Below are 26835 nucleotides of genomic sequence, written 5' to 3' on the forward strand. Positions count from 1 at the left end.
TATGGCTCAGACTCAAGGTGATGTCATAAAATAAGGAAGTAAAAGTGAAGAATGTAAAACGTTTCACGCTGCCACTGCTCGCAGCTGCTGCACTGTATGTTCCGGTTTCTCAGGCTGAAGCCATGCATTATCAACTCGACCCGCAACATACCTCTGTTGTGGTAAGTTGGGAGCACTTCGGCTTCTCCCATCCGACTGCTGACATTCCAGACACGACAGGTTCTCTGGTTTTTGACAGCAGCAAGCCTGAGCAGTCGCGCGTTGACGTCACGTTACCGGTTAGCAAAATCGACAGCCATGTTCCTGCCCTGACCAAGGAATTCAAAGGCGCGGAGTATTTCGACGTGGCGAAGTATCCCAGTGCAACCTTCCGCAGCACCAAAGTTATTGCCAAAGGCGATAACAAATTTGATGTTGAAGGGAACCTCACTCTGAAAGGCATTACCAAACCTGTGACGCTGCATGCCACGCTGAATAAGCAGGGTGAGCATCCGATGGTCAAGAAGCAGGCGATTGGTTTTGACGCCACCGGTACCATTAAGCGTTCTGACTTCAAACTGGACAAATATGTCCCAGCAGTCAGTGATGACGTGACACTGACTATTTCTACGGAAGCGTACGCCAAGTAAATTCCGTTTACTTTTCCGGCCCGGCACCCAGGTGTCGGGCTTTTTTTTGCAGCAGATTACGCCGCCGCCGGCCAGGCTAAGCGCCATTCGTCGTCCTTCCACTCATTCCTCGGCATCCTTTCGCCCTGCGACAGTGCGAGCAAAAAAATGCATCTCATCATGGTGTTCCTGCGGATTCACCACGCCATCGTCTGTTTCGGAAATAACAGATCGCCTGCCGAACCTAAAAAAATGAGGTCAGAATCACAAATTCACATCGAGATTTTATTGGCAACGGCGTGATGCCGTATTGACAGAAAAGTTATTCCGATCCCTATATTTAACCTGTTGTTTTATAACGTGAAGCTAATCGTCTTTCCTGAATCAGTAAATGTGATTTGTTTCACATAAATAAGCTGGTTCAAGGGGCTGTCAATATATTGCCTGCATAAATTCCTCTCGTTTTTGTGATCTCACTTGCAAATACCAGGCTGATATCCCGAAACAATAGCTTCAGACGCATTAAGCCAGAAGGATGTCAGGATGAGAATCGGAATGGTCATTAGCGGCGGCGACGTCACCGGCATTAATAATTTCATTTTCCAGATAGCCAGGATGACGCAGGCGGAGATGATATTATTTAACGGTGGCATTCCAGGCTTGCTGGATAATGTCTGCCAGGAAATTTCTCAGCGCGATTTAGTGGATTTTTCCATTACTTCTCTTCCGGTAATGCAGTCAGGCCGAACCGCGCGAAAATTAATTCGTAGCGAATATGAAACGATCGCCCGGCAGTTAAAAGCATTACGCATCGACGTATTAATTCTGGCTGGAGGCGATGGATCGCTGCAATTTCTGCATACGCTCAGTGAATTTGGTGTGAACTGTTTTGGCATCGGCATGACGATTGACAACGATGTCTACGGCAGTGATTACACCGTGGGCTTTTCCACCGCCTGTGAGCAGGTATTAAAAGAGGTGGCAAAGCTCAGAAACACCGGTCGGGCATTAACGGGCCGGGTATTTATGGTGGAACTGCTCGGCGGCTACTGTGGCGAATTGACGCTCCAGTCAGCGCTCAAATCCAACGCCGACTTTGCGCTGATCCCGGAATGCCAGATCCCCACAAACGTGCTGGCAGAACGCATCACTCAGCGCCTCAGCGAACAAAACAGCGTGGTAATCCTCTGCTCAGAAGGTTACACACGGGAATATTCACCGGGCTTTCAGGGGGCGATTGACACATTAATTAAGCAGCTTGAACCGTTGATCGGCGTGCGCATTCGCAAAACGATCGTCGGCTATGGACTGCGAAATGGCGATCCCACCTGTGAGGAAATTTATCAGGGCACCATTATGGCAAGTGAAGTGGTTCGTTGTATTCAATCCGGAATGCGCAATAAAGCCGTGATTATTAACGGCAGTAATAAGCCTATTCCGATTGACTTAATAAGCATGAAAAAACGCCTGGTCGATACAGAAGGGCATCATTATAAACTCGCTAAACAACTGCATATATTGTGAGGAGAAAACATGCTGAAAATTTTATGTGTCTGTGGTTGTGGTCTGGGGTCAAGTTTCGCTATCGAAATGAGTGCGAAAGCCGTTTTAAAAAAACTGGAGATTGACGCCGACATCGATCACACCACGATTTCAGAAGCTAACGCATTTAAATCCGACATGATCCTGACGCAAAAAGCCTTTGCGGATGTCTTAAATGCCGACGCCACACCAGAACAGATTAAACGCGTAATTATATTAAATAAACTCACCGATAAAGCTGAAATTGAGCAAAAAATCGTGGCTTTCTTAAAAGAGCGTAATGTGAAGGTTGCTAATCATGAATAGTGTAATTAATTTTCTGGTTAAAGACTTACTGGGGCAGGCATCCATTCTGATCGCGTTTATTGCGCTGATCGGACTGGTCCTGCAAAAAAAATCTGCCGGCAAGGTGGTAGAAGGCACGTTTAAAACCCTGTTGGGGTTCTTAATCATGATGGCCGGCATCAACATCATCGTGGGCGCGCTGACCTTCCTTAACAGCATCTTCACCCATGGTTTTGGGATGCAGGGCTACATCACCGACGTGGCGGCGATTGCCGGACTGGCAAACCGCGAGTTGGGATCGGAAGTGGCCATGACGCTGCTGGTGATCTTCATCGTCAACATCATCATTGCCCGCCTGACACCCTTCAAATACATCTTCCTGACCGGCCAGGCGCTACTGTGGATGGCCACCATTGGCGCGGTTATCGGCTATAAAGCCGGCCTCACCGGATTACCGCTCATTTTAACCGGCGGTATTTTTGGCGGCGTGATGGCAGTCGTGATGCCAGCGCTGGCGCAGCCGGTGGTGCGTCGTATCACCGACTCGGACGATGTCGCGCTCGGTCACTTCTGCACCATTGGTTACCTGCTCACTGCGGCAGTGGCGAAGGTGGTCGGAAAAGGCTCACGCTCGACGGAAGACTTAAAGCTGCCCGATAACTTTAAGTTTCTGCAGGACACCTATCTGTCCATGGCGGTGGTGATGGTGCCGATGTACCTGATTCCTGCCGTGGCGGCAGGCCCGGCTTTTATCGCCCAGTACAGCAGCGGCACCAACTACCTGATGTATGCCTTTATGCAATCCATCCAGTTTGTGGCAGGCGTGTTTGTGCTCTACAGCGGCGTGCGACTGCTGCTGAACGAACTGGTGCCGGCTTTCCGCGGTATTGCCATGCGGCTGGTGCCGGATGCGAAACCCGCCCTCGACTGTCCCGTTATGTTCCCTTATGCGCCAAACGCGGTCATCGTCGGCTTTCTCGCGACAACGCTGGGCTCTGTGGTGGGGATGCTGGTTTTCCCGATGTTTGGTCTGGCGATGATTCTGCCCGGTCTGCTGACTAACTTTTTTGCCGGCGGAACGGCAGGCGTGTTCGGTAACGCGCTGGGCGGACGACGCGGGGCGATGATCGGCGGATTCGTCCACGGCCTGTTTATCACCTTCCTGCCCGCCATTCTGGTGCCGATGCTGGAAAGCTACGGCTTTACCGGCGTGACCTTCAGCGATTCCGATGTCATCAGTACCGGCCTGGTGCTGGGACATGCTTTCCAGAATAACTGGCTGTTCGTTGCCGTGTTCATTGCTTTTGTTACCGCTATCGCCTGGTTTGTTAACGGAAAATCCACTAAACCCCGTGAGGAAAACGTGCATGAAACTTTATAACTTTACCGAATTGCTGAAAATTGCCAAAGAACGCCAATTTAAAGCGGTAGGGTCATTTAATTTACACTGCCTGGAAATGTTACCGGCTTTTTTTAAAGCCGCCGAAAATACCAACAGCCCATTGATGATTCAAATTTCAACCGGTACAGCGAAATATTTGGGGCATGAATTACTGGTGGATGCAATTATATCGCTGTCAAAGAGTAAAAATATTCCGACCTGTTTGCACCTGGATCACTGTTCCGATTTAGACGCGATTCAGACGGCAATTCAAGCCGGGTTCAGTTCGGTCATGTATGACGGGTCACATTTACCGCTTGATGAGAATATTGCCAATACCCGCAGGGTGATTGATATGGCCCGCCCCGTAAATGTCTCTGTGGAAGCGGAGCTGGGCGCAATTGGCGGCTCTGAAGACGGGAAATGTGTGGAAATGAGCGATATTGCGTTCACCACGGTAGAGGATGCCAAACGTTTTGTGAATGAAACCGGCGTAGATATGCTGGCCATTTCCATCGGCACGGTTCACGGGCTCTACACCGGCAAAGCCCATATTCAGCATCAACGGCTGGCGGAGATTACGGCTGCCACGGCTACGCCGCTGGTTCTGCACGGTGGTACCGGGGTCAGTGACGAGGACATGCGCCTGGCGGTGGGCAGCGGTATCGAAAAAGTGAACGTGGGAACGGAAATGAATGTGCAGTGGGTCGCCCAATGCAAGGCAACGTTTGAAAAAGGCAAAGTTAACGACAGCGTGCGTAATTTCCTCGTGCCTGCGAATAATGCAGTGACCAATGTATTAGTAGAAAAAATGCAGCTGTTCCGTTAAGCACTTTTATTATCCCGACGTGAATAAACCTGAAGTGCCCTGGCGCTTTTCGGGGCAGGAGACGCTATGTTTGGATTCATGAAAAAGAAAGTGGAAAATACGGCCTCAGAGGATGCAGAACGCGATCGTCAGGCAGAGCAGGTCAGTCAAAAAATAACGGCGCTGGAAGCAAAGCTGGCAGCGAATTCAGGCGACACTGAAACGCAAAAACAATTAATGCTGGAATATAACCGTGCATTATCATTGTTTGCGAAAAGTCGCCTTTACCGGGATGACATTGATCCTCTTTTTGTGAAAATTGATGAATTACGCAATCTGGTGCGTAAATCAGTTTAAGGAGCAGTAATGACCATTAAACAGTTATTACAGGAAGCCAATGCTGTTCAGGTAGGTATTGCCGCCAGGGACTGGCAGCAGGTTATCGCCATGGCGGCCAGGCCGCTGGTGGAGGGCGGCTATATCCAGGCCTCTTATCCTCAGGCGGTGATCGAGAATACGCTGACTCACGGTGCCTATTACGTGTTTGAAGAAGGTATCGCCATCCCGCATGCCCGCCCGGAAACGGGCGTGATTCGCGACTGCTTCAGCATGGTCCTGCTTTCGGAGCCGGTCTCGTTTGACGGCAGCGACAAGGCGGATATTGTGATCATGTTTGGCGCCCGTGACAGTAATGCCCACATAGAGGAGGGGATTCGCGCGATTGTCACCCTGCTAGAGGATGAAGAAACGTTGGTCAGGTTACGTCAGGCCAGCAGCGTCGCGGAAGTGATGGAGATCCTATGACCAGTGAAACTGTCACCAAGCGGGTGGTGTTGGTTAACGGCATTCCCGCCTCAGGCAAAAGCACGCTGGCCCGTGCGCTGTCACGGCGTTTTTCCCTGCCGGTTCTCACGCTGGACAGCCTGAAGGAGCCTTTTATGTCCAGCTTTGCGCCGGTCGATCGCCAGCGTAACCGGCAGTTGGGCTGTGCAGCGTACCAGGCTATCTGGAACATTGTCGCTCAGTCGCCGGCTGATTGCGTCTTCCTGATCGATGCATGGTTTGGGTTTCAGCCCAAAAGCGTACTGGAGCAGGGATTAAAGCGGGCTGGCGTGAGCGAGGTGCTGGAGGTCTGGATGCAGATAGCACCGGACGCCGCCGTCGCGCGCTATCAGTCACGGCTCACGCAGCGCATGCCGGGCCATCCGGGCGCCGAGTACCTTCCCGAACTGCGTCGCCTGGCGGAGGAGGCGCAGCCGATGGCGCTGGGGCCGATGTTGAAAGTCAATGCCAGTGCCATTGACGAGCACGCGGTGGGCCAGTGGCTGGCTCAACATCTGAGAAGGGCAGGCTATACTGCTTCTGTTAAGGATGAAACAGAGGAAGAGCAGCATGCCACAGCCACCCTATCTGCAAACGGGCGAGAGCGTCGTGCTTTATGATGGCGTATGTAAACTCTGTACGGGCTGGGTGCGTTTTCTGCTGCGCCATCGGCTGGCGCGGCAGGTTCGTTTTGCGTCCGTGCAAAGTGAACAGGGCAAAGGGCTGCTGAAGTGGGCCGGCCTGCCCGAGGATAATATCAATACGATCGTCTACATCCGTAACGATGGTCATTGGCTGCGTGCCCAGGCGGTGCTGCGGGTGATGCAGCAGTTACCGCTGCCGTGGCGGGCGCTGAGCGTCCTGCGCGCGTTTCCCGACCCCATCAGTAATTTTTTCTACAACGGTATCGCGCTCAACCGCTACAGGCTGTTCGGGCGCCATACCCTGGAACAGGCGATTACGGCCGATTATCCGGGACGTTTTCTCTCATCGCCGCCTGACAGCGGTGCGGGTCAGGTTAAATCCGCGATAATGTGAATTAAAACCGTCATTTTTCTTCAGATTTACTAATATTTTACAGGCAGGTTTACGGCGTGATGGAAAAGTAATGCGCTGTGCTTGAGCTGTAATATTATTCAAAATGGAGAAAAACATGCGCAATACCTCTGGACGTTCGGCCGTCGCCGTGACGCTGTATGCTCTTCTGGAGCCTGTACCGCTTGGCTTTTTCGTGGCGGCCTGGCTGTTCGATATCATCTATATGAAAACCTTTATCATTCTCTGGTCAATCAGTGCCAGCTGGTTAATCGCCATTGGCCTTGTGATTGCCATCCTGCCCAGAATAATTAGTCTGATTTATATGTTTCGCGGCAGCACTGCGCCAGAGAAAACCCATTTCTGGCTCTCTCTGGTCGCCATCATTCTGGCCATTGCCAATGCCTTTATTCACAGCCGTGATGCGTATGCGGTGGTGCCAACGGCGGCGATTCTGTCGACCCTGGTCGTGATACTGCTGCTGCTGGCGAACGTGCAACTTGCGCTACGTCAACGTACTGCTTAAGGAGAAGCCATAATGAAAATGCCGCAACAATCCCTTATTGCGCTGACGATGATGGCCCTGCTGGCGGGTTGTGATACCGGGGCGACGATCGATCCGCAAAAGCAAATCGGTGCCAATCCCGAGTTACCGGAAGCCAAAAACTTTATGGTGCCGCCCATGCAGGTACCGGAAGGCGCACCCTGGAAGAACGGTGAAAAGCCAACCGTGGCGCAGGGGCTGAAAATTGAAAAGATTGCCGACCATCTTCAGCATCCTCGTCAGGTTTATGTTCTGCCGAATAACGACATCCTGATCGCCGAATCGAACGGCATGCCAAAACCGACCACCAAGCCCAAAGAGCTGATCACCGGGCTGGTCAAAAATGCCTCGGGCAAAGGGGGCAAGGGCGGCAACCGCATCACGCTGCTGCGCAACGTAAACGGTAAATGGGAACAGCATCGCTTTATTGAAAACCTGAGTGCCCCCTTTGGTATGCAGCTGGTGGGGAACACGCTGTACGTGGCTAACGCAGACAGTCTGGTGAAATTCCCCTACAGCGAAGGGCAAACCGAAATTCGCACCGCGCCCCAGTGGGTCACCGAGTTACCTGGCGGGCCCATTAACCACCACTGGACGAAAGCGCTGTTGGCCAGCCCGGACGGCAGCAAGCTCTATGTCGGCGTCGGTTCCAACAGCAACATTACCGAGAACGGCATTGGCGCCGAATATCGCCGCGCCGCGATTCTGGAAGTGGATGCCGCCAGCGGCGCCAGCCGGATCTATGCCAGCGGGCTGCGTAATCCCACCGGCCTTGACTGGGAACCCCAGACGAAGCAGCTATGGGCGGTGATTAATGAGCGTGATGAAATCGGCTCTGACCTGGTGCCTGATTACCTGACCTCGGTTAAAGAGAACGGCTTCTATGGCTGGCCTTACAGCTATTTCGGTCAGCATGTTGACGTGCGGGCGCAGCCACAGCGGCCGGACCTGGTTGAAAAGGCGATTAAGCCTGACTATGCGCTGAGTTCGCATGTCGCACCGCTCGGACTGCTGTTCTACGGCGCTGAGAACATGCCGCAGTATCGCGGTGGCGCGTTTATCAGTGAGCACGGCAGTTGGAACCGCAAACCCCTCAACGGTTACAAAGTGATTTGGGTGAAGTTTGAGAACGGCAAACCGGTAGGGCAACCGCAAACCGTGGTATCCGGCTTCTTAACCGAAGACGAGAAACAGGTGCGTGGCTTACCGGTCGGTCTGGCCAGCGACAAACAGGGCGGTCTGATCATTGCGGATGACGCCGGTGATACGATCTGGCGCGTCAGTTCGGCGAACTAAGGCTAGACTGCAGACACAAAAAAGGATTTGGCATTACGCCAAATCCTTTTTTTATGCGTTCGTTGCCCGGCGGGTAACCGGATGGCGAACGAGGTGCTCAGCACTCTCCACAAATTGATTGTAAAGAGGGCTGCGCAAGACTTCAAGTTTGGCGAAAATACTGTATATTTATACATGTGTTGAGTGTTGGGTATCGCCGCAGGGTTAACTGATTGCTTCCAGGGGAGCTCGGTAATGCAAATCCCGGCAGGTAACAGGTGGTGCTGACCTGTGGCTTAAACCCCGAGTGCCGCTCAGCCCTCTCCACAAAGTTGTGCTCAGGCACCTGGCGGGTAACGGTAAGGCCCTGGCTGCTGAACAGCGCGCTCCTGTTGCGGGAGAAGGAAAGTGATGGAACTGACGAAGCTGATTCTGGAAATCATCCGGATCATCTTGCAGATCATCGTTGCCCTTATGCAACTGACCGGTCATGCAAATTAACCGGAACTTTGACCAAGGCGGAGCTAACCACTCCGCCTTTTTCGTTGTCAATTGCCTGTCATCTTTCCCAGCTACAGTGGCGCGGCAATCGGGTGCCTCAAAGGCACAACTTATCCAGACATCAGACCAGTTCCGGGAGCCTTTTCATGTCACTTGCCATTGTCAAACCCGCCAAACTCCAGCAGACCGAAATTGACGCCAGCGTACGTATGCGCGAAACCCAGATTGGCTCACAGTGTGAAATTCTGGCGCACAGTTACCTTGAATACAGCACCCTTGGCGACTTCTCTTACGTCGGTGAACACTGCTGCATCGCAGACAGCGCAATAGGCCGCTTCACCGCCATTGCCAATCAGGTACGCATCGGTGCACCTAACCATCCGATGGATCGGGCGTCGCAACACCGCTTTACTTATTGTCCGGAGTATTACGATGCTACGGCCACGCGCGACCACGGTTTTTTTAGCGCCCGCCGCGAAGACCGGGTGATCATTGGCAACGATGTCTGGATAGGTCATGGCGTGATTGTCCTGCCTGGCGTGACGGTAGGCGATGGTGCGGTGCTGGCGGCAGGTGCGGTGGTGACCAAAGATGTGGCGCCCTATACCGTCGTGGGTGGCGTGCCGGCTAAACCGATCCGCGTTCGTTTTCATCCGGCGATTGCAACCCGGCTACAGCACATTGCCTGGTGGAACTGGCCGCTGGAAAAAATCATGGCTAACCTGGCCGATTTTCAGTCAGGGGATATTAAGCAGTTTTGTGCCAGACATGGCTGAGCGCGTTTGCGCAAAAGAGTAACGGTGGCTTACGCCACCGTCAGATGTGCGGGTTATCGCTTAGCGCGTGCTTCCTGCACCTTGCTGGCGATACGATCGCCAATGGTCTGGTCGATGTTGCGCCAGTACTGAAACGCTCGCGAAAGCACCGGCTCTTCAACCCCGTTCAGCAGATGACCGCTAACGTTGTTGACCAGCCTGTCGCGCGCGGCATCATCCATTACCTTGTTGATCAGGGTATTTGCCTGGCCCACGTCGTCATCGTCCTGACGCAGTGAGTAAGGGGCACGAACCATGTCGCCGCTGGCTGACCAGACCGAGTCGGTGGGATAGCGGTCGCCATCTGCCACCGGGCCGCCTTTGCTGTTGGGGGCGTAAACCGGGTCGGATACCGGATTCATCCGCATCGCCCCGTCTTTGCTGTAGCTGTTCACCGGCGACTGCGGGGCATTAACCGGGATCTGTTTATAGTTCACTCCAAGCCGTGCGCGATGGGCGTCCGCATAGGCAAACACGCGACCAATCAGCATCTTATCCGGGCTGAGCCCGATGCCGGGGACCAGATTATTCGGTTCAAATGCGGCTTGTTCAATCTGCGCATGGTTGTCCGTCGGGTTGCGGTTCAGCGTCAGCTTGCCAACTTTGATCAGTGGATAATCACTGTGCGGCCACACCTTGGTCAAATCGAAAGGATTGAAACGATAGCTGTCAGCCTCAGCAAACGGCATGATCTGCATGTACAGGGTCCAGCTCGGGAATTGGCCGTTTTTGATCGACATAAACAGGTCACGCGTATGGTAATCGCCATCTTCGCCTGCCAGTTTATCGGCTTGCTCCTGCGTCAGGTATTCAATGCCCTGGTCGGTGTGGAAATGATATTTCACCCAGAACTTTTCACCCTGTTCATTGACCCACATATAAGTGTGGCTGGAATACCCATTCATATGACGCCAGTTTTTGGGAATCCCACGGTCGCCCATTAGCCAGGTGACCTGATGCGAGGATTCGGGTGACAGCGTCCAGAAATCCCACTGCATATCATTGTCACGCAGATTGTTATCGGCGCGGCGCTTTTGTGAGCGAATAAAGTGCTGAAACTTCATGGGATCGCGAATAAAGAACACCGGTGTATTGTTGCCCACCATGTCGTAATTGCCTTCGCGGGTATAAAACTTAATGGAAAATCCGCGCGGATCGCGCCAGGTATCCGGGCTGCCGCGCTCGCCAGCCACCGTTGAAAAACGCATCACCACGTCAGTTTTCGTGCCCGGCTGAAAAACGTTGGCTTTGGTGTAGCGACTCACATCTTCAGTCACCTCAAAAAAGCCAAATGCGCCGCTTCCTTTCGCATGGGGCTGCCGCTCGGGAATGCGTTCCCGGTTGAAGTTGGCCATCTGCTCAATCAGGTAATGGTCGTGAAGCACCAGGGGGCCATCGGGACCGACGGAAAGGGAATGCTCATCGCTGGCCACCGGAATACCGGCATCGGTTGTGGTGGGTTTACGCTCATCATGACTCATCGAAATAGTCTCCATTTTTATAAGGGTAATGCATGGAGTAAGCGTAGCGCATATCTGGCCATTGCATCGGCTAATCCTCCCGGGTTTTCACATTTACTGCTGCCGGCCATGGCTGACCTGGCGCAGTCGTCCACGTTTTACTGGCTTCTCCCGCAGATCGTTGCCCGCGCTGATTAATCCGTGACCGCTCTCGCATTTTGGTTATTTCAGCGGCAACAAGGATTGCGTGTTCAAGCGAGAAGTGTAAATTATAATATAACTTCACAGTTAGTTGTGAAAAAGGAAAGTACATTACAACCCTGTTACTAAGGATTGAGCCTCATGTCAGATTTAAAGTTTGCTACTCGTCTTAACTCCTTTGCTTCGGGGGCACATCTCTACTGGCCAGATTTGCAGGGCAAGCCCTCTGTACTGCAAATGGTGGCGCGCGCGGGCAAGGTTAAAGGCTTAACGCATTTGGATCTCAACTATCCCCAGCACCTCACCAGTGACAGTAAAACGCTGCGCCAGGCTATTGAGGATGCCGGGCTGGCGGTCAACGGCATGCAGATGCGGTGGGATGCACCGCAGTTCAAAATTGGCGCATTTACCCATCCGGATCCAAAAATTCGCCGTGAGGCGATTGACCTGACCAAGCGGGGAATCGATACCGGACGGGAATTTGGCTCCCGCTTAATGACGTTATGGATGGGTCAGGACGGTTTCGACTACTGCTTCCAGGTCGATTACAAAAAAATCTGGGAAGACGCCGTCAGCGCGGTACGTGAAATCGCCGACTACGCGCCGGACGTGGATGTGAGCATTGAATACAAACCCAACGAGCCGCGTGCCTACAGCATTTTTCCCAACGTGACCACCTGCCTGCTGGCCGTCGAAGAGGCCGGAAGCCCGAATCTCGGCATCACGCTGGATTTCGCCCATGTCCTGTTCGCCAATGAAATTCCTGCCTGGGCGGCGGCCATGGTGGCGCGTCGTTCCCGGCTGCTGGGGCTGGATTTAAACGACGGCTGGGGCAAACGTGACGACGGACTGATGGCGGCATCGGTTAATCCGCGCGCCACGTTGGAGTTTCTGTGGCAGATGCAGCGTGATGGTTATCAGGGCGCCTACTATTTTGACACCTTCCCGGATGCCAGCGGACTGGATCCAGTACGTGAAGCCGAAACCAACATTGCCACCGTGACGCGATTACTCAAGCTTTGCGACCAGCTTAATGATAATCCGGCGCTGGCAGAGGCGATCAGCCGTCAGGATGCGGTCGCCTCACAGCAAATCGTCAACGACATTATGCTGGCGCGTTAACACACGACGCCGGCTGCAGAACAGCAATTTCTTACCCTACAAACGCAGAATAAAAGGCTGAAAAAATGAAAAAACGTTTACTCGCCGTTATCGCTTCGTCGCTCTTGTGTGCCAGCGTTTATGCTGCCGATCTGGCACCGCTTAAGTCCGATACGGAACAGGACCGCACCGACTGGTCAACGCTCGACAGTCGCTATGGCGCGATGCCGAAAGTCGATAAATCGCTCAAAATCGGTGGCGTATCCAAAACCCTGACCAATGAATACTGGCGTTTGCTGGGCGAGGGCTACCAGAACGCCGCCAAAAAATATGGCATCACCGTTGCTTATCAGGCCGCGGCAAATGAAGACGATCAACTGGGCCAGTTGTCGATTGCCGAAACCATGATTTCTCAGGGCTATAACGGCCTGCTGGTCTCTCCGCAAACCGACATTAACCTTGAGCCTGCACTGGAAAGCGCCAACAGTAAAAAAATCCCGGTTGTGAACGTCAATGACGCGGTGATGCCGAATGCGGAACACTACGTCGGTAATGTCCAGAAAGACAACGGCGTGCGCGTAGCGAAATGGTTTATTGAGCACCATCCGCAGGGCGGCAAGGTTGCGGTGATCGAAGGACAGCCTGGCGTCTATGCTGCCAGTCAGCGCACCAGCGGCTTTAAAGAAACGCTCAAGGCCAACGGCAAATTCAATGTGGTGGCCAGCGTACCGGCTAACTGGAGTCGTGAGCAGGCCTTTAATGCGGCGAGCACTATCCTGCAACAGCATCCTGACCTGATCGGTTTTTATGCCAATAACGACACGATGGCGCTGGGCGTGGTGGAAGCGGTACGCGCCATGGACAAAGCCAAACAGGTGGCCGTATTCGGAACCGATGGGATCTCCGATGCCTATGCCTCCATCAAGCGCGGCGAACTGACCGGTACCGTGGACAGCTTCCCGGTGCTGACGGGTGAAGTGGCGATGGATGTGATGCTGCGCTTGATTAACGGCCAGAAAATCTCACGCGTGGTGTCCACACCGCAGGCGCTCATCACCAAAGAGAATGCGGATGCGTTTTCCACTCAAGACATGGAAAAGCTGCGTCAACTGTTAGCTAAACAGTAAGCCTGGCGGAGAGCGTATGGAACAGTATCGTTTAATGATGCGCGGCATCAACAAAACCTACGGCAGCGCCGCAGCTTTACAAAATGTCGACTTTTTTGTGAAGCCCGGTGAAGTGCATGCCTTGATCGGTGAGAATGGCGCGGGCAAATCTACGCTGCTAAACATTCTCTCCGGCGTGCGCGGCGCGGACAGTGGCGAAATCAGCGTCAACGGCCAGACGGTGCAGATGAAAAGCCCACTCAGCGCGCGTCATGCGGGGATCGCGATGATCCATCAGGAACTGCAGCATGTTCCTGAGCTCTCGGTCGCGCAGAATATGTTTCTGGGCCGCCCACTGACCAAAGCAAAAGGCTGGTGGGTGGATAAAAAAGCCCAGCTGTCGCGTGCCGCGCTGATTCTGAAACGGCTCGATCCGACGATCGATCCCAACAGCCCGATTAAACATCTTAAGGTTTCGCAGCAGCAGATTGTCGAAATAGCCCGTGCGTTGCTGGATGACGCCAAAATCATCGCGATGGATGAGCCGACTTCCAGTCTGACGCCGCGCGAGTTTGACCGGCTGGCTGAACTGATCGCCGACCTCAAATCGCTGGGCGTCTCTTTAATCTATGTATCACATAAGATGAACGAGATTTTCAGAGTCTGTGACCGGGCGACGATCATGCGCGATGGCAAACAGGTTGGGGTGGTGAACATCTGCGATGAAGATGAAGAAAGCATCGTGGCTAAAATGGTCGGGCGCAAAATAGAACGGCTCGATCACAACGCCTTTGTCACCGCTCAGGAAGTATTACGCGTCGAAAATCTGGCGCGTGGCAATGAAATATCGCCCGCTAATTTTAGCGTCAACGCCGGGGAAGTGTTGGGCATTGCGGGGCTGGTCGGCGCAGGACGTACCGAGTTGCTTAAGCTGATTGCCGGTATCGACAGGCGCAGCAGCGGCACGGTGAAGGTCAATGGGTATTCCGTTCCAAACCATAATATCAGCGCGGCCATAAAAGCGGGGATTGGTCTGGTGCCGGAAGATCGTAAAAAAGAGGGGATCATTAAAGCCCGCCCGGTGAAAATGAATATGGCGCTGCCGTCCATGCGTCAGTTCACCCTGGGCGGCGTAATCAATAAGCAGCGGTTAAACAGGGCAGCACATGAGGTGATGAGCGATCTTAAACTGCGCCCCATGGATATTGAGAAAACCATCGGTACGCTCAGTGGCGGTAATCAACAAAAAGTCATTATCGGACGCTGGGTAGCCGCTGACGCAAAAGTCTTTTTATTCGATGAACCCACGCGCGGCATTGATATTGGTGCCAAGTCAGAAATCTATAATTTAATTGAACGACTGGCGAAGGCAGGTAAAGCCATTATTGTTGTCTCATCGGAAATGACGGAAATCATTCGTATCTCCGATCGTGTACTGGTGATGCGTGAAGGGAAAATAACCAAAGAGTTAAAGGGCGAGGCTATCACCGAAGACAATATTGCCCGTTTTGCCATTAAAGATGTTGAAACTGCCTGATCTCATACCTGTATATAAAGGCGATAACCATGACGACTGAAACGAACATGCAGCCGGTGAGCCGCGCCTCTCCGCTGTTAAAATTTAATCTGCGCGATGCCGGCACGTTAATTGGATTACTGATTATTGTGGTGACATTTTCTTTTCTGTCGCCGGTATTTTTTACCGTTCCGAATCTGCTCAATATTCTGCAGCAGTCCTCCATTAATGCCTTAATTGCGCTGGGCATGACGCTGGTGATCATTTCAGGCGGAATTGATTTATCGGTTGGGCCAACGGCTGCGCTCTCTGCCGTGTTGGGCGCCACGCTGATGGTGTCTGGCGTGCCGGTGCCGCTGGCCATCATGGCCACGCTTTGCGTCGGCGCAGTCAGCGGGATATTTAGCGGGACGCTTATCGCTTATGCTGGGCTGCAACCCTTTATCGTCACGCTGGGTGGCCTGTCGCTGTTTCGTGCTATTGCGCTGATCTACACCGGCGGTAATCCCGTATTCGGTATTCCCATGTCGTTCCGTAGCCTGATCAACAGCACGGTGTTCGGCGTGCCCACGCCGATCGTCGTGGTCGCCGTGATTGCGCTGTGCCTCTGGACGGTCATGAATAAAACCCCGCTGGGAGAGTACATTCTGGCGATTGGCGGTAATGAAGAAGCGGCCCGCGTGGCAGGTGTGCCGGTTAAACGCACCAAAGTCACGGTTTACGTGATCTCTGGCATGCTGGCCTCTCTGGCGTCGCTGATTCTGATTGGCCGTCTGGGTGCGGCGGAACCCACCATCGGCAACCTGTGGGAGCTGGATGCCATTGCGGCCGCTGCCATCGGCGGTGCGTCACTGATGGGCGGCAAAGGCAGTATCTTTGGCACCCTGATTGGCGTGATTATTCTCGGGGCGTTACGTAACGGCCTGACCTTGCTTAATATTCAGGCGTTTTATCAATTGCTCGCTACGGGTCTTATTATTATCATAGCGATGTTGATTGACCGAGCGACCCGAGGCAAGTAATGAAGCAAGATCCGCGAGCCATTGGCGCTCAAATTCGTATGCGATTACCCCAACTGACGCCGTTAGAACGGCGAGTCATTGAGGCAATCATTGCCAGAACGGATATCACCGAACACACGTCTTTAAAAGAGATTGCGCAGGAAAACGGCGTATCGGAAGCCATGATAGTTAAGATCACTAAAAAGCTTAACTTCACGGGGTTCAGGAATTTCAGAAGCAGTTTAATTTATTATAACGCCTCTGAAGTGGCAGGTTTACATGCGGAAATTGAGCCCGATGATTCATCGGAACAATTACTGGCAAAAGTCTTCAGAACATCTATTCAGGCTATTGAAGAAACGTTGTCGATTTTAGATGTATCTGAATTTAACCGCGCAGCAGATATTATTTTTAAAGCGCGTCATATTGATCTATATGCGGTAGGGGGATCGGCCACGGTTGCCCGCGATCTCTCCCACAAGATGCTGAAGATCGGCATTAAGTCCACCGCCTACGATGACGCCCATATTATGCTGATGTCTGCCGCCGTGTTATCTGACGATGATGTCGTGATTGCGATTAGTCACTCCGGTGCAACGCGTGCTGTTAACGATCCGGTTAAATTAGCCGGACGTAACGGTGCCAGAGTGATTGTGATTACGAATTACGTCGAGTCGCCTATTGCGCGTCATGCGCATGTGGTACTTAATTCAACTTCTCAGGGATCGCATCTGTTAGGTGAAAATGCCGCATCACGAATTGCCCAGCTGAATATACTGGATGCGCTGTTCGTGGCCATCGCGAAAAAGGATTTAACGCGTGCGGAGAAAAACCTGATGAAAACCCAGCATGCGGTTCAGGATCTGCGGGAATTCTGAGCATGAGTAAAATTGCAGTTACCGGCAGTCTTCACTACGACATTATGCTGGATGCACATCATCGGCCTGAAAAAGGCGAAACGGTTATGGGAACCGCCTGCCACTTCAAGTTTGGGGGCAAGGGCGGCAATCAGGCGATAGCGGCCGCAAAAGCAGGTGCAGATGTCCGTTTTATTGGTGCGGTAGGGGCCGATGAGCAGGGCGCGTTTTTGCTGAAAACGCTGCGCCAGGCAGGGGTGAATACCGACGCGGTCACGAGGATTGACGATATTGCGTCTGGCATGAGCGTTGCCATTACCGATGCTGAAGGCGATTACGGCGCGGTGGTGGTGTCCAACGCCAATCAACATATCGCTGCCGAGCCGTTCATGCAGGCCGGTTTCTGGCAGGATGTGTCGATGCTGGTGCTGCAGAATGAGGTGCCGGAAGCCATTAATCTGGTCGCGGCGCAGGCGGCGCGGCAGCAGCAGATCCCGGTGTGCATTAATGCGGCACCGGCCCGGCCACTCTCTCCCGAATTTGCGCGCTGCATTGATTTGCTGGTGGTGAATGGGGTTGAAGCCCGGGACATGACCGGCATCGCGGTGACCGATCTGGCCTCAGCCAGGCAGGCTGCAGCAGAGCTGGCACTGCGTTTTGACCGCGTGGTGGTAACTGCCGGAGAGCACGGCGTGGCCTTCAGTGAAGCAGGGGAAACGCAGGCTTTTCCTGCCCGTCAGGTCACCCTGGTCAGCACCCATGGCGCGGGCGACTGCTTCATGGGCGTGCTGTGTCAGGCGCTTAACGCTGGCGATAAACTCGCGGGCGCGGTCGCTAAAGCCAACAATGCGGCGGCAGATCACGTTTCCCGCCCGGCCTGATAAAAAAATGCAACGTCAGTGACGTTGCATTTTGCCAGCCAGAGCGGGATTACGAGGCCACTTTAACGACCGTTTTCCCAAAGTTTTTGCCGTTCAGCATATCAATAAAGGCTTTAGGGGCATTTTCCAGGCCCTCAATGACGTGCTCGCGATACTGAATTTTCTTGCTCTCCACCAGCGGGGTCATGGCTTTCAGGAACTCCGGGTAGCGATCGCCGTAGTCCTGGAAAATAATGAAACCCTGCATGCGAATACGGCGTTTCAGAATGCCTGCCATAATCAGCGAGGTTCTGTCCGGACCGGCAGGCAGCTCTTTCTGGCTATAGGCGGAAACCAGCCCACAGACCGGAACGCGCGCGGCAGTGTTCAACAGCGGGAACACGGCATCGAACACTTTACCGCCCACGTTTTCGAAATAGATATCAATACCGTTTGGGCAGGCGTTTTTCAGCTGCTCTTCGAAGTCCTGACTGTGGTGATCGATACAGGCATCGAACCCCAGATTTTCAACGGCATGGCGGCATTTCTCTTCACCACCAGCCACGCCGACCACGCGGCAGCCTTTCATTTTACCTAACTGGCCCACGGTGGCGCCCACAGGACCCGTTGCGGCGGCAACCACAAGGGTTTCACCTTCTTTCGGCTGACCGATATCCATTAACCCCATATAGGCCGTAAAGCCGGGCATACCGAGAATACCCAGCGCCCAGGAAGGATGGGGCAGATCGTTATCAAGGCGGGCAACATCGTCACCTCTGGAAACGGCATATTCCTGCCAGCCGCTCTGTGAAAGAACCCAGTCGCCTTCTTTAAACTCACCGTTTTTTGATGCGACGACCTGACAGACCGTACCGCCTACCATCGGCTGATCCAGCTCTGCCGGTGGCGCGTAAGATTTTCCCTCGTCCATGCGTCCACGCATGTAAGGGTCGAGTGACAGATAAATCGTCCGCAGTAAGATCTCGCCCTCTTTGATCTCAGGCGTTGGCTGCGCAACATAACGGAAATTATCTTCCGTTGGTTCACCCTGTGGGCGTGAAGCCAAAAGCCAGGCGTGATTTGTTGTCGATTGTTCAGTCATAGTGTCGTCCTTTGCATGGGCAAACCGCTGAGGCTTGCCGGGAATGAATGGCTAAAGTGTAGATGAGTGAAAAAAGCATGCTTAACCCTGCTGGCTGTTAACCTGCCGGCGGGAAAGGGTCAGAAGGGCGCGCCACTAAGCGCAGCGCCTCTTTTACGGGGCATTCGGATTGCTCTGAATCCACGGCGCGGAGTAGGGAAGAGGATGTCCCGGTTAATCGGATGCGGGCTGAGCACCCGGCGTCGCCCGTTTCAGGTTTAGCCTGACTGTTTAAACGCAGCGACATGACAAAAGCCTGCTTTGGATGATGTCAGCAGATCTGAAAACAGGTCAGTATGGCCTTCCTCTGACGCTGACGTTAATGCAGGACGCTGCCGAACACGCATCTTACGAGAACAATCCCAGCACTGGATACGCTTCAACGGCCTGCTTCACGCGCGCTCTGCGTCTGCGCCTGTCATCTTCTGTTGCTCGAGCGAACAAACTTAAAGGGTAAAAAGCTAAGGAGTAACAGTAATAGTGCTTCAAAAAGAGAGAGCAGCAATGCGCCCTTGTGTAGCCACATGCGTTGAGTCATCAACACGGCTATAACTGCCATCGCAAGTGATCCTACCATGTCTAATGGAAAATGAACGCCCAGAAAAATACGTGCCCAGGCGACCAGCGCTGACATCAGTGCCATTGCGATGCCGCCGAGCCAGCTGCGTCGTGCAAATAACGCCAGTGTGATACTCAAAAAAAGCGTACCGTGGTCGCTGGGAAAAGACGAGTTCGCCACGTGATCAATCCAGAGATGACCCAGCCGAATCATAAACGGGCGCGGATGGAACCAGACAGCAGAGCACAGGAAGCCCAGGGACAGTCCGGTAAATACCGTTGCTGCAGCAAACAAGGCGGTTCCACGTTCCTCTCGTCCACCGGCAAACCAGTAGATAAGCAGAATAAGCGGCAGCAAAAAAATCAGGTATTGAGCGCAGAAAATGCCAAAATCGATCAGCCATTCAGGCGTCCCGGGAAGGGCGTTGATTTTCAGGAATAAAGCCTGATTATATGTCTCAAGAGCATTGCCCATTTAGGTATGTGTCCGTTGGGAGAATAAAAGGCCTATTTTCCGGTCAAGACATTAAAGAAACCTTAACGTCATTATTTTTGTTTACTTTAAAAAAGCATTTTACTGTTACCTTCGCTCAGAAATCCTTCACAGAAAAAAATTGTGTTAAGTCGGTATGGTAACCATTACTTGATAAACATTGTACGCGCGCCTGTTTTAGCAATACATGAAGTTAAAGTTTACAGGCAGCATCAGAAGCGCCATCTTCAGGAGAAAGGTATTGGGCGTTTACAGTGAGTGTGAAAAAGATATTTATATCAAAGTGATAAATTAAAAAATGGGACGATTTTTATCGGTTTGGAAAGGTCATCGCACCCGGATAATAATGAAGACGATGGCGACCTGATTTATCGTATTGCCTGCTCTCAATTTTAATATGGAACGCATGGCAGAAAGAAAAAACGTTTGCTGAAATTGTCCTTGGAAGTTATGAAACTTTTTATAACAATATATTCAGCCTGCCTTCGTTATGGTCAGAACCGCATTAGTACTGGGCTTTGCGTCCCTGGTTTATCGTCTCGTCCGTTTTGTCCGCTATAAATTAACAATTCTGATCTATAAATAATGCCCGGTTCGCCGTTAAACGTACTAAGACGAGAAAAACTTCATTCGTAGCCTGCTTACCTGCGAATACTTTCAGCAATGCCAGTACGACACAGCAACGTATAGAACCATAAAGGAAAATAATATGAAAATAGCCACCCGTCTCGCAGCCGGTTTTAGTCTGCTGATTATCCTGTTTCTACTCTGCACAGGGATTGCACTTCACGCACTCCTTAAGGCGCGCGATGACATGGATAATGCGGTAAACAATAAAATGTATCGATACAACCTGATTCAGGATATGCGCAACTCGGCCAGGGACATCTCGGTGGCGGTAAGAAACATCGCACTGTTAACCGACGAAAAGGAAAAACAGCCGGAATGGGACAGGCTGATGGCGCAAAAGGAAAAATACATACTGAACCGAGACAAGCTGGCTACCAGCATGGCAGTGAACGTTTCAGAAGAAGGAAAAAACGCCCTTGAAAATCTGCGGGCAACGGATGATACAGCCCTGGATATGCTTACCCTCGCGGGTAAAACAGCCATGAACAAATCGCCGTCGGGAACGATCGATTACCTGATGAAAGCAGTGAGGCCGGTACAACGTAAGATGTTAAACGCACTGGATAAACTTTCTGAAATCCAGATGCAGGTCAGTGAAAAAACGGTCAAAGATGCGAGGGAAACGGTATCCCAGACTGCAGTTCTGATGTCGGTGCTGGTGGCTCTCTCTTTTGGCATCGCCATCGCGGCGTGCTGGATTATTACCCGCACGTTAATGCGCCAGCTTGGCGGAGAGCCGGTGCAGGCGCAGGTTCTGGCAGCGGCTATCGCTTCGGGTAATCTGACATCGCCTGTCGTACTGCGACGTAATGATACGTCCAGCCTGCTGGCTTCGCTCAATGCCATGCAGACGAATCTGCGCAGCATGGTGACCCATATCAGGGATACGTCCTCCTCCGTTGCACTCGCTGCTGATGAGATCTCTCAAGGCAACACGGAACTGTCATCCCGGACCGAGCAGCAGGCAGCCGCGCTTCAGGAGACGGCTGCCAGCATGGAACAGTTGACTGCCACGGTTAAGACGAACGCGATGAGCGCCCGGCAGACGGCTGAATCAGCCCGCGAGACCGCCAGTCTGGCACGCTCGGGCGAGGAAGACGTTAAGCGAATGTCAGAAACCATGCACGATATCTCGGTGAGTGCTACCAAAGTGCGCGACATCACCTCCGTCATCGAAAGTATCGCGTTTCAGACCAATATTCTGGCTCTGAATGCGGCGGTTGAGGCGGCACGGGCGGGTGAGGACGGGCGGGGCTTTGCTGTTGTGGCTGGCGAGGTCAGAACGCTGGCGCAGCGAAGTGCCAATGCGGCACGAGATATCAAAGTGTTGATTGAAGAGGCCGTTCATCAGGTCGAAAGCGGTGTGGTTGTCGCCTCAACAACAGGCGAGAGTATCCTGAAAGTGGTTGGCATGGTGAGTGAACTGGCTGAGACAATGGATACCATTTCCCTTGCCTCGTCCGAACAGATGCAAGGTATTTCTCAGGTTAGTGTAGCCGTGAATCAAATGGATGGGGTGACGCAGAATAACGCCGCACTGGTTGAGGAATCCTCTTCTGCCTCGCAGTCACTCTCTGAACAGGCGCATGCGCTGCGCGGAATGGTTGAGGCTTTTCGAGTCTGACGTCATCTCCGGATTCATTCATTCGGCTGGCCCGGTGTTCCGGGCCTTTTGGCCATCGCAACGCGCGGGCACTTGCTCACAAGCTGTTATTACGTCGCGCCTGACCGCGAAGACACATTTTACGCCGTGGTACATAATGCGTAAAAAAAGCGCGTAGATAAGGGTTTCCCCCTAAGGTTGCTAATGAGATCATGCTGGCTGCTGAAAAGTATAACCCAGCCGGCGGACGCTTCGAATCTGGTTGTCGGGTTCGATGCTCAGCTTTTTGTTTAGTCTGCACACCAGAACGTTGATCACGTCCTGATTTCGATAGTCAGCATCGGCATAGAGCTGATGCATCAATCGCTCTTTAGTGACGATTTTTCCGGCATTCTTCATCAGCGTCTCAATAATAATATATTCGAAGCAGGTCAGCGCGACGTCAGTTCCATTTTTCATCAATTGTCGGGAAAAGGTATCAAGCTCATAGGGGGGCAATTGGATCAGCGATGAGGCCTTGCCCTGACCACGGCGAACGATGGCATGCATACGCGCTGCCAGCTCTTCTGTATCCGTATCATCGTCAATAAAATCATCCGCGCCTGCGCCCAGGACCTTAATCCTGAGTGCTTTAGTGCTCTCCGCCGCCGCAATCAGGACAGGTACGTCTATGCCTCTTTTACGGTAACGCGCTATCAACGCGCAGTGTTGATCCGTTAATTGATGACACCGGAAGAGAAACAGGTCAGGCGGGTTCTTTTTGATAAGACGGACTACGTCATTGCCTTCAAAAGCGATGTCGGCCACCATGCCCTGGCAGGACAACCGGGATGCCAGCTCGTGACCACAGGATTGCTCTTTTTCGACAATTAAAACGCGCATTTATTGTGATGCCCGACAGATAACGATGAACAAAAATTAACAAAAAAAGCATTTTTTGCCAATGGTTAAGCATAAATTTAATGAATGTGTTTTACCTCGTTGTGTTGAAAATAAGCGATAACAACAGGACGACAGAGGTGAATTTAACAGGCTCACGCGTTGCGCAGCGATGTTACTGCCACGAGCAAAGGCGAGCACAGCCAGACTCGCGTTAAAAATCGCCTACAAGGTCATTTTGAGCTGTGCACGGGCAGTATAAAATCGCCGATAGGACAGGTAGGCTGCAATGATGGTCGACAAGCTGGCCGTGCCAATAAGCATAAACGTAACCATCATTTGGTACTTAATCGCTTTTAATGGATCAATGCCTGCGAAAATCAATCCAGACATCATGCCAGGCAAACTCACCAGACCGACCGTTTTAGCCGCATCCACTGTTGGGATCATGGCAGCCCGGATACTTTCACTAATGATGCGCGCAGAAGCCAGCTTTACCGGTGCCCCAAGACTGAGCATTTCCAAAATTTTTTGGCGGTTATCGCTAAAGCGCTGGTTCAGATTGCTGTAACACAGGCCCACCGCAATCATGGCATTACTGGCAATCATTCCCGAAAGGGGGATAACCTGCATGGGCAGAAACGCGATCGCACCGCTCAACACCAAAATAGCCAGCGTCATGACCGTTCCGCTGACGATCGCTACAAAGGAGATCACAACGGCATGCTCAATATTACGGCTGCGTTTTCCCGCGTTAATGGCGGCATTCACGCAAATAAACAGCACCATCAACACCGTCAGCCAGCTATTGTTGACAGCAAAAATCGACGTCAAAACATAACCGATAATGACCAACTGAATGATGGCCCGGGTTACGCTCCAGAGGATGTCTTTCCCCATACCCAGTTTCTCTTTTTGGCTGATCAGCATTGCCACGGCCACCAGGATCAGGGACAGCAGTAGCGAGGTGTCAGTAATATTATGCTGACTCAACATTATTCTCCTTTTCTGACGGCGCCAAACGTAACAGACGTGTGGCGTGCTGTATTTCATTAACATCATGGCTGACCCACACAACCGCCATCTGATCGCTGGTGACAAAGCTGTTAATCAACGCATGAACCACCCGTTTATTATCTTCATCCAGCGCGCTGGTCACCTCGTCGAGTAACAGGACATCAGGCACAAATTGCAGATGACAAAGCAGTGCGACACGCTGCTTTTCCCCACCTGAAAGTTGCTCAACCGGTTTATTCAGCATCTCCGGTGACAGATTCACGCTTTCCAGGGCTGCCACAAGGTGGTCGCGCTGGGGCTTCTGCTGGCGAAGTTGCCACGGCAGTGCCAGATTTTCATAGACCGTGTTACCGAATAGCTGTGGGGTCTGAAAGCAATAAGACACCCGCTGGCGATATTCTTCGGTGTTAAGCGCAGTGATATCCTGCCCCCTGAAGCGAATTTGCCCAGCGGTTGGGTTTAATAATAAAGCCATAATTTTGAGAAGTGTGCTTTTGCCGCTGCCGGAAGGGCCGGTCAGGACAAGCGAGTCTGCGTGATGAATCTGTAAAGAAACGGGGAGGAGTCGCGTGCGTCCCTGGCTTGAAAGCGTCACATCCTGTACGTCAAGCAGAGGTAAAAATGGGGTCATAACGCATCCTCAAAGAATAATAACCAGCAGGGATAAATGATTTTCGGTCTTAAATCCATAACAAGATAATTTCGTTTATGACGCCGATGCACACTGCCCATCAGGTGACAGATTCCAGACGTTCGGCCTTTGCCCGATAACCCCTTTTGCCTGCGTCAGTATTAGTGTGAAAGCTAGTTGAAGTGAATAACATTGCGAGGAATTGTAATCACGAATCTCCCCTTCGGAGCAGAAATTTTTTATGTCTTTCCGTTAACACGATAACCGTGACTCCTGATGGTCGACGTTGCTTGACGTTACCCACCTCTGACGGCGATCGTTCTCCAGATCTTCTCTCCGGAGGGGCATGGCTTTCCTTGCGGGCTTGTACAGCAGCAATAAAAGCCATCACTTTTTAAATTGCTTAACGTTAATCTGAAGAATCGTCTTATAACGCGGCGGTGAATAGCCACAGCGTACAGAAAGCACTGCGGCAGCCTCGCTTATCTTCTGGCCCAGGCTCGCCAGTAAGCCCTCTCCAGTGTCGCTGCTCAGGACGCTGGTGCAATACCGGCAATAGCCTGCCCTGGTTTTGACTTCCCGGCCTGACTGACCTGTTCGGCCATAGCAATATTTCCTGTTCGATCACGCAAAATGCCGATCTCACCTTGGGGCTTTCCTGGGGCAAAATGCCGTGCGGGCGCGGTCTTCATCATTGATTTCGCGAATAATACGACAAGGGTTGCCTGCAGCAAGTACGCCTGACGGAATATCTTTGACCACGACGCTTCCCGCCCCGATGACAACGTCATTGCCGATGGTAATGCCCGGAACAATGCTGACACCTGCGCCGATCCAGACATTATTGCCGATGGTCACGGGAAGCGCATATTCAAGTCCCTGATTACGGCGTTCAGAATCCAGAGGATGGCCTGCGGTATAAATACCGACGTTTGGGGCGAGAAAAACATTATCCCCGATCACCACGTCCGCCCCATCAAGAATAACAAGATGATGGTTAGCATAAAAATTGTCGCCAACCCTGATGTTAGCGCCATAGTCACAGTAGAAAGGCGGTTCAATAACAGGGTTGTTGCCGCACTTTTTAAGAAGCCGCTGCAGAATAGCCAGGCGCGCTTCCTTATTGTCGGGTCGACTCAGGTTATAGTCATAACAGAGTGCCTTAGCCTGATCCCGGAGATGAAGAATGCGCTCATCGTGAGTGGCATCGTAGAGATCACCATCAGGTACACAGGTTACATCGTTCATCGGCTTCCTTATCATTTTTTTGAAGATCGTTGTCCAGAAGACAGTGTATTCGATTTTTATTGCCTCAGGGACGAAATGGCTACCCTGGCAGCACCAATGATATAACGTTGCACCGCAACGTTTTTAAAATCTGCATGTTATGCCCCATCCATAATCTATTGTGCGAAAATCATTTCGTTAAATCCCCGCGCATTTATCGGTATTTCATTCAAAGAAATCATTTAATCATTAACAACGTCATGCCTTACGTTTGAGATGCTGATACTCATGGGCAGGGGGAAATGCAGGCCTGAACAGCCGTTTCCACTTCGACGTATGAAGCGTAGCGACTTCGTGTCGCGACGCTGCGGGAGACCTGTGTCATTATGGGCGTGAAGGGCACGGATGCAGAGCACCTTGCCGCCTGCCATCAAGCCGATAAGACATAAAAGCGTTGTTATTTCAGCGAGTCATCTTCAATAGTTTAGGACAAAAAAGGAGCGAGATATGCAGTCAGTGCATCTTATGGGAGAAGGCTATGAACCTCATGTCGATCAGGAAGGGGGCAAACTGGTCTACTCACTCCCTGTCGATTCGGGATTTATCACCTATGAATTTGCATTTGAGATTAAGCGGGAAGATCTTGATGTCCTGCTGACTGATAATTACCGACGCGCCGTTCTCGAAATTACTGCGCATACAGTGCTTCAGCATTCGACGCTAAAAGGAAATGACCGCTTAACCCAGCGCGATTTCGATAACCTCGTTGCCGACACGCTTCACTCAACACCCGAATTCCTGCAGAGCTTTATCTCTCAGATCAGTCATGATCACCATATTGGTATTGAAGGTTATGCACAAAACATCATGGCGCGACGTTCTTTGGCAAAATAACGATGTTGAGCACCGGGAATGCAGGCTTTATGATCCGTTCAGCA

27 protein-coding genes are annotated in these 26835 nt (G+C 52.1%); 20 read left to right on the forward strand and 7 right to left on the reverse strand.

What is annotated here, in order from left to right; genetic code table 11:
- Positions 1–44 precede the first annotated feature (44 nt).
- From ACPXSQ_RS05890 to ACPXSQ_RS05945, 12 genes are all read left to right on the forward strand, one after another.
- Positions 45–629: a YceI family protein gene (locus ACPXSQ_RS05890; protein WP_022622759.1), complete on the forward strand. Its 585-nt coding sequence runs from the start codon at positions 45–47 to the stop codon at positions 627–629.
- 522 nt (positions 630–1151) lie between these two features.
- Positions 1152–2132 carry a 6-phosphofructokinase gene (locus ACPXSQ_RS05895; RefSeq protein ID WP_014593680.1) on the forward strand — a complete coding sequence of 327 codons (981 nt, stop codon included), beginning with the start codon at positions 1152–1154 and terminating at the stop codon, positions 2130–2132.
- Positions 2133–2141: 9 nt separating this feature from the next.
- Positions 2142–2456: a PTS sugar transporter subunit IIB gene (locus ACPXSQ_RS05900; protein WP_013025738.1), complete on the forward strand. Its 315-nt coding sequence runs from the start codon at positions 2142–2144 to the stop codon at positions 2454–2456.
- On the forward strand, positions 2449–3816 hold the full coding sequence (locus tag ACPXSQ_RS05905; RefSeq protein ID WP_014593681.1) for a PTS sugar transporter subunit IIC: 1368 nt from the start codon (positions 2449–2451) through the stop codon (positions 3814–3816). Before ACPXSQ_RS05900 ends, ACPXSQ_RS05905 begins: the two co-directional genes overlap by 8 nt.
- Positions 3803–4645, forward strand: coding sequence for a class II fructose-bisphosphate aldolase (locus ACPXSQ_RS05910; RefSeq protein WP_128392116.1), 843 nt, complete (start codon positions 3803–3805; stop codon positions 4643–4645). The genes ACPXSQ_RS05905 and ACPXSQ_RS05910 overlap by 14 nt, the downstream gene beginning before the upstream one ends.
- Positions 4646–4711: 66 nt before the next feature.
- Complete coding sequence (locus ACPXSQ_RS05915; protein WP_013025741.1) at positions 4712–4981, forward strand: hypothetical protein; 270 nt, start codon at positions 4712–4714, stop codon at positions 4979–4981.
- Between the two features lie 9 nt (positions 4982–4990).
- Complete coding sequence (locus ACPXSQ_RS05920; RefSeq protein WP_013025742.1) at positions 4991–5428, forward strand: PTS sugar transporter subunit IIA; 438 nt, start codon at positions 4991–4993, stop codon at positions 5426–5428.
- The gene (locus ACPXSQ_RS05925; RefSeq protein WP_022622763.1) at positions 5425–6066 is read left to right on the forward strand and encodes an AAA family ATPase; all 642 of its coding nucleotides are present in this window, start codon (positions 5425–5427) and stop codon (positions 6064–6066) included. The genes ACPXSQ_RS05920 and ACPXSQ_RS05925 overlap by 4 nt, the downstream gene beginning before the upstream one ends.
- Complete coding sequence (locus ACPXSQ_RS05930; protein ID WP_014605868.1) at positions 6017–6484, forward strand: thiol-disulfide oxidoreductase DCC family protein; 468 nt, start codon at positions 6017–6019, stop codon at positions 6482–6484. The genes ACPXSQ_RS05925 and ACPXSQ_RS05930 overlap by 50 nt, the downstream gene beginning before the upstream one ends.
- A gap of 115 nt (positions 6485–6599) precedes the next feature.
- Positions 6600–7007, forward strand: coding sequence for a hypothetical protein (locus ACPXSQ_RS05935; protein WP_014605867.1), 408 nt, complete (start codon positions 6600–6602; stop codon positions 7005–7007).
- 12 nt (positions 7008–7019) lie between these two features.
- Positions 7020–8321 carry a PQQ-dependent sugar dehydrogenase gene (locus ACPXSQ_RS05940; protein WP_158150870.1) on the forward strand — a complete coding sequence of 434 codons (1302 nt, stop codon included), beginning with the start codon at positions 7020–7022 and terminating at the stop codon, positions 8319–8321.
- Between the two features lie 626 nt (positions 8322–8947).
- On the forward strand, positions 8948–9577 hold the full coding sequence (locus ACPXSQ_RS05945) for a DapH/DapD/GlmU-related protein (protein WP_426143108.1): 630 nt from the start codon (positions 8948–8950) through the stop codon (positions 9575–9577).
- Positions 9578–9630: 53 nt separating this feature from the next.
- On the opposite strand, the gene ACPXSQ_RS05950 is transcribed toward ACPXSQ_RS05945, so the two are convergent.
- Complete coding sequence (locus ACPXSQ_RS05950; RefSeq protein WP_014605865.1) at positions 9631–11097, reverse strand: catalase; 1467 nt, start codon at positions 11095–11097, stop codon at positions 9631–9633.
- Between the two features lie 321 nt (positions 11098–11418).
- Here ACPXSQ_RS05950 and ACPXSQ_RS05955 point away from each other — a divergent pair, with 321 nt between their 5' ends.
- The 6 genes from ACPXSQ_RS05955 (at position 11419) to ACPXSQ_RS05980 (ending at position 17739) form a co-directional block, all read left to right on the forward strand.
- Positions 11419–12399 carry a TIM barrel protein gene (locus ACPXSQ_RS05955; protein WP_014593687.1) on the forward strand — a complete coding sequence of 327 codons (981 nt, stop codon included), beginning with the start codon at positions 11419–11421 and terminating at the stop codon, positions 12397–12399.
- A 65-nt stretch (positions 12400–12464) separates the two neighbouring features.
- The gene (locus ACPXSQ_RS05960) at positions 12465–13505 is read left to right on the forward strand and encodes a sugar ABC transporter substrate-binding protein (protein WP_014593688.1); all 1041 of its coding nucleotides are present in this window, start codon (positions 12465–12467) and stop codon (positions 13503–13505) included.
- Positions 13506–13521: 16 nt separating this feature from the next.
- On the forward strand, positions 13522–15021 hold the full coding sequence (locus ACPXSQ_RS05965; protein ID WP_014593689.1) for a sugar ABC transporter ATP-binding protein: 1500 nt from the start codon (positions 13522–13524) through the stop codon (positions 15019–15021).
- A 29-nt stretch (positions 15022–15050) separates the two neighbouring features.
- Entirely contained in the window at positions 15051–16022 is a 972-nt protein-coding gene (locus tag ACPXSQ_RS05970; RefSeq protein ID WP_013025752.1) for an ABC transporter permease, read from the forward strand.
- Positions 16022–16879, forward strand: coding sequence for a MurR/RpiR family transcriptional regulator (locus tag ACPXSQ_RS05975; protein WP_013025753.1), 858 nt, complete (start codon positions 16022–16024; stop codon positions 16877–16879). Before ACPXSQ_RS05970 ends, ACPXSQ_RS05975 begins: the two co-directional genes overlap by 1 nt.
- Positions 16880–16881: 2 nt before the next feature.
- Complete coding sequence (locus ACPXSQ_RS05980; protein WP_014593690.1) at positions 16882–17739, forward strand: PfkB family carbohydrate kinase; 858 nt, start codon at positions 16882–16884, stop codon at positions 17737–17739.
- 49 nt (positions 17740–17788) lie between these two features.
- On the opposite strand, the gene ACPXSQ_RS05985 is transcribed toward ACPXSQ_RS05980, so the two are convergent.
- Entirely contained in the window at positions 17789–18820 is a 1032-nt protein-coding gene (locus ACPXSQ_RS05985; RefSeq protein ID WP_014593691.1) for an NADP-dependent oxidoreductase, read from the reverse strand.
- Positions 18821–19277: 457 nt separating this feature from the next.
- Positions 19278–19892 (reverse strand): undecaprenyl-diphosphatase, encoded by a 615-nt coding sequence (locus ACPXSQ_RS05990; RefSeq protein ID WP_426143113.1) that lies wholly within the window; start codon positions 19890–19892, stop codon positions 19278–19280.
- Between the two features lie 727 nt (positions 19893–20619).
- On the opposite strand from ACPXSQ_RS05990, the gene ACPXSQ_RS05995 reads away from it, so the two are divergent.
- On the forward strand, positions 20620–22164 hold the full coding sequence (locus ACPXSQ_RS05995; protein ID WP_014593692.1) for a methyl-accepting chemotaxis protein: 1545 nt from the start codon (positions 20620–20622) through the stop codon (positions 22162–22164).
- Between the two features lie 189 nt (positions 22165–22353).
- On the opposite strand, the gene ACPXSQ_RS06000 is transcribed toward ACPXSQ_RS05995, so the two are convergent.
- The 4 genes from ACPXSQ_RS06000 to ACPXSQ_RS06015 all read right to left on the reverse strand — a co-directional run bounded on the left by ACPXSQ_RS06000 (position 22354) and on the right by ACPXSQ_RS06015 (position 25918).
- A complete protein-coding gene (locus ACPXSQ_RS06000; protein ID WP_014593693.1) occupies positions 22354–23025 on the reverse strand; it encodes a winged helix-turn-helix domain-containing protein in 672 nt (223 codons plus the stop codon).
- A 222-nt stretch (positions 23026–23247) separates the two neighbouring features.
- Complete coding sequence (fetB, locus tag ACPXSQ_RS06005) at positions 23248–24015, reverse strand: iron efflux ABC transporter permease subunit FetB (RefSeq protein WP_024471601.1); 768 nt, start codon at positions 24013–24015, stop codon at positions 23248–23250.
- On the reverse strand, positions 24002–24670 hold the full coding sequence (gene fetA, locus ACPXSQ_RS06010) for an iron efflux ABC transporter ATP-binding subunit FetA (RefSeq protein WP_014593695.1): 669 nt from the start codon (positions 24668–24670) through the stop codon (positions 24002–24004). The genes fetB and fetA overlap by 14 nt, the downstream gene beginning before the upstream one ends.
- Positions 24671–25312: 642 nt before the next feature.
- A complete protein-coding gene (locus tag ACPXSQ_RS06015) occupies positions 25313–25918 on the reverse strand; it encodes a sugar O-acetyltransferase (RefSeq protein WP_210523521.1) in 606 nt (201 codons plus the stop codon).
- 486 nt (positions 25919–26404) lie between these two features.
- Between ACPXSQ_RS06015 and ACPXSQ_RS06020 the strand changes: the two genes are divergently transcribed.
- On the forward strand, positions 26405–26791 hold the full coding sequence (locus tag ACPXSQ_RS06020; protein WP_028715127.1) for a hypothetical protein: 387 nt from the start codon (positions 26405–26407) through the stop codon (positions 26789–26791).
- Positions 26792–26835: the final 44 nt, after the last annotated feature.

The sequence above is a fragment of the Pantoea sp. EEL5 genome (assembly GCF_049892805.1).
Taxonomy (GTDB): domain Bacteria; phylum Pseudomonadota; class Gammaproteobacteria; order Enterobacterales; family Enterobacteriaceae; genus Pantoea; species Pantoea ananatis.

What these genes read in the sequence shown, in the direction of transcription:
- ACPXSQ_RS06000 (WP_014593693.1), bottom strand. Translation starts at nt 23,025, where the DNA reads ATGCGCGTTTTAATTGTCGAAAAAGAGCAATCCTGTGGTCACGAGCTG.
- ACPXSQ_RS05990 (WP_426143113.1), bottom strand. Translation starts at nt 19,892, where the DNA reads ATGGGCAATGCTCTTGAGACATATAATCAGGCTTTATTCCTGAAAATC.
- ACPXSQ_RS06020 (WP_028715127.1), top strand. Translation starts at nt 26,405, where the DNA reads ATGCAGTCAGTGCATCTTATGGGAGAAGGCTATGAACCTCATGTCGAT.
- ACPXSQ_RS05915 (WP_013025741.1), top strand. Translation starts at nt 4,712, where the DNA reads ATGTTTGGATTCATGAAAAAGAAAGTGGAAAATACGGCCTCAGAGGAT.
- ACPXSQ_RS05910 (WP_128392116.1), top strand. Translation starts at nt 3,803, where the DNA reads ATGAAACTTTATAACTTTACCGAATTGCTGAAAATTGCCAAAGAACGC.
- ACPXSQ_RS05895 (WP_014593680.1), top strand. Translation starts at nt 1,152, where the DNA reads ATGAGAATCGGAATGGTCATTAGCGGCGGCGACGTCACCGGCATTAAT.
- ACPXSQ_RS05920 (WP_013025742.1), top strand. Translation starts at nt 4,991, where the DNA reads ATGACCATTAAACAGTTATTACAGGAAGCCAATGCTGTTCAGGTAGGT.
- ACPXSQ_RS05940 (WP_158150870.1), top strand. Translation starts at nt 7,020, where the DNA reads ATGAAAATGCCGCAACAATCCCTTATTGCGCTGACGATGATGGCCCTG.
- ACPXSQ_RS05900 (WP_013025738.1), top strand. Translation starts at nt 2,142, where the DNA reads ATGCTGAAAATTTTATGTGTCTGTGGTTGTGGTCTGGGGTCAAGTTTC.
- ACPXSQ_RS06015 (WP_210523521.1), bottom strand. Translation starts at nt 25,918, where the DNA reads ATGAACGATGTAACCTGTGTACCTGATGGTGATCTCTACGATGCCACT.
- ACPXSQ_RS05905 (WP_014593681.1), top strand. Translation starts at nt 2,449, where the DNA reads ATGAATAGTGTAATTAATTTTCTGGTTAAAGACTTACTGGGGCAGGCA.
- ACPXSQ_RS05950 (WP_014605865.1), bottom strand. Translation starts at nt 11,097, where the DNA reads ATGAGTCATGATGAGCGTAAACCCACCACAACCGATGCCGGTATTCCG.
- ACPXSQ_RS05980 (WP_014593690.1), top strand. Translation starts at nt 16,882, where the DNA reads ATGAGTAAAATTGCAGTTACCGGCAGTCTTCACTACGACATTATGCTG.
- ACPXSQ_RS05935 (WP_014605867.1), top strand. Translation starts at nt 6,600, where the DNA reads ATGCGCAATACCTCTGGACGTTCGGCCGTCGCCGTGACGCTGTATGCT.
- ACPXSQ_RS05995 (WP_014593692.1), top strand. Translation starts at nt 20,620, where the DNA reads ATGAAAATAGCCACCCGTCTCGCAGCCGGTTTTAGTCTGCTGATTATC.
- ACPXSQ_RS05945 (WP_426143108.1), top strand. Translation starts at nt 8,948, where the DNA reads ATGTCACTTGCCATTGTCAAACCCGCCAAACTCCAGCAGACCGAAATT.
- ACPXSQ_RS05960 (WP_014593688.1), top strand. Translation starts at nt 12,465, where the DNA reads ATGAAAAAACGTTTACTCGCCGTTATCGCTTCGTCGCTCTTGTGTGCC.
- ACPXSQ_RS05955 (WP_014593687.1), top strand. Translation starts at nt 11,419, where the DNA reads ATGTCAGATTTAAAGTTTGCTACTCGTCTTAACTCCTTTGCTTCGGGG.
- ACPXSQ_RS05965 (WP_014593689.1), top strand. Translation starts at nt 13,522, where the DNA reads ATGGAACAGTATCGTTTAATGATGCGCGGCATCAACAAAACCTACGGC.
- ACPXSQ_RS05925 (WP_022622763.1), top strand. Translation starts at nt 5,425, where the DNA reads ATGACCAGTGAAACTGTCACCAAGCGGGTGGTGTTGGTTAACGGCATT.
- ACPXSQ_RS05985 (WP_014593691.1), bottom strand. Translation starts at nt 18,820, where the DNA reads ATGACTGAACAATCGACAACAAATCACGCCTGGCTTTTGGCTTCACGC.
- fetA (WP_014593695.1), bottom strand. Translation starts at nt 24,670, where the DNA reads ATGACCCCATTTTTACCTCTGCTTGACGTACAGGATGTGACGCTTTCA.
- ACPXSQ_RS05970 (WP_013025752.1), top strand. Translation starts at nt 15,051, where the DNA reads ATGACGACTGAAACGAACATGCAGCCGGTGAGCCGCGCCTCTCCGCTG.
- ACPXSQ_RS05975 (WP_013025753.1), top strand. Translation starts at nt 16,022, where the DNA reads ATGAAGCAAGATCCGCGAGCCATTGGCGCTCAAATTCGTATGCGATTA.
- ACPXSQ_RS05930 (WP_014605868.1), top strand. Translation starts at nt 6,017, where the DNA reads ATGCCACAGCCACCCTATCTGCAAACGGGCGAGAGCGTCGTGCTTTAT.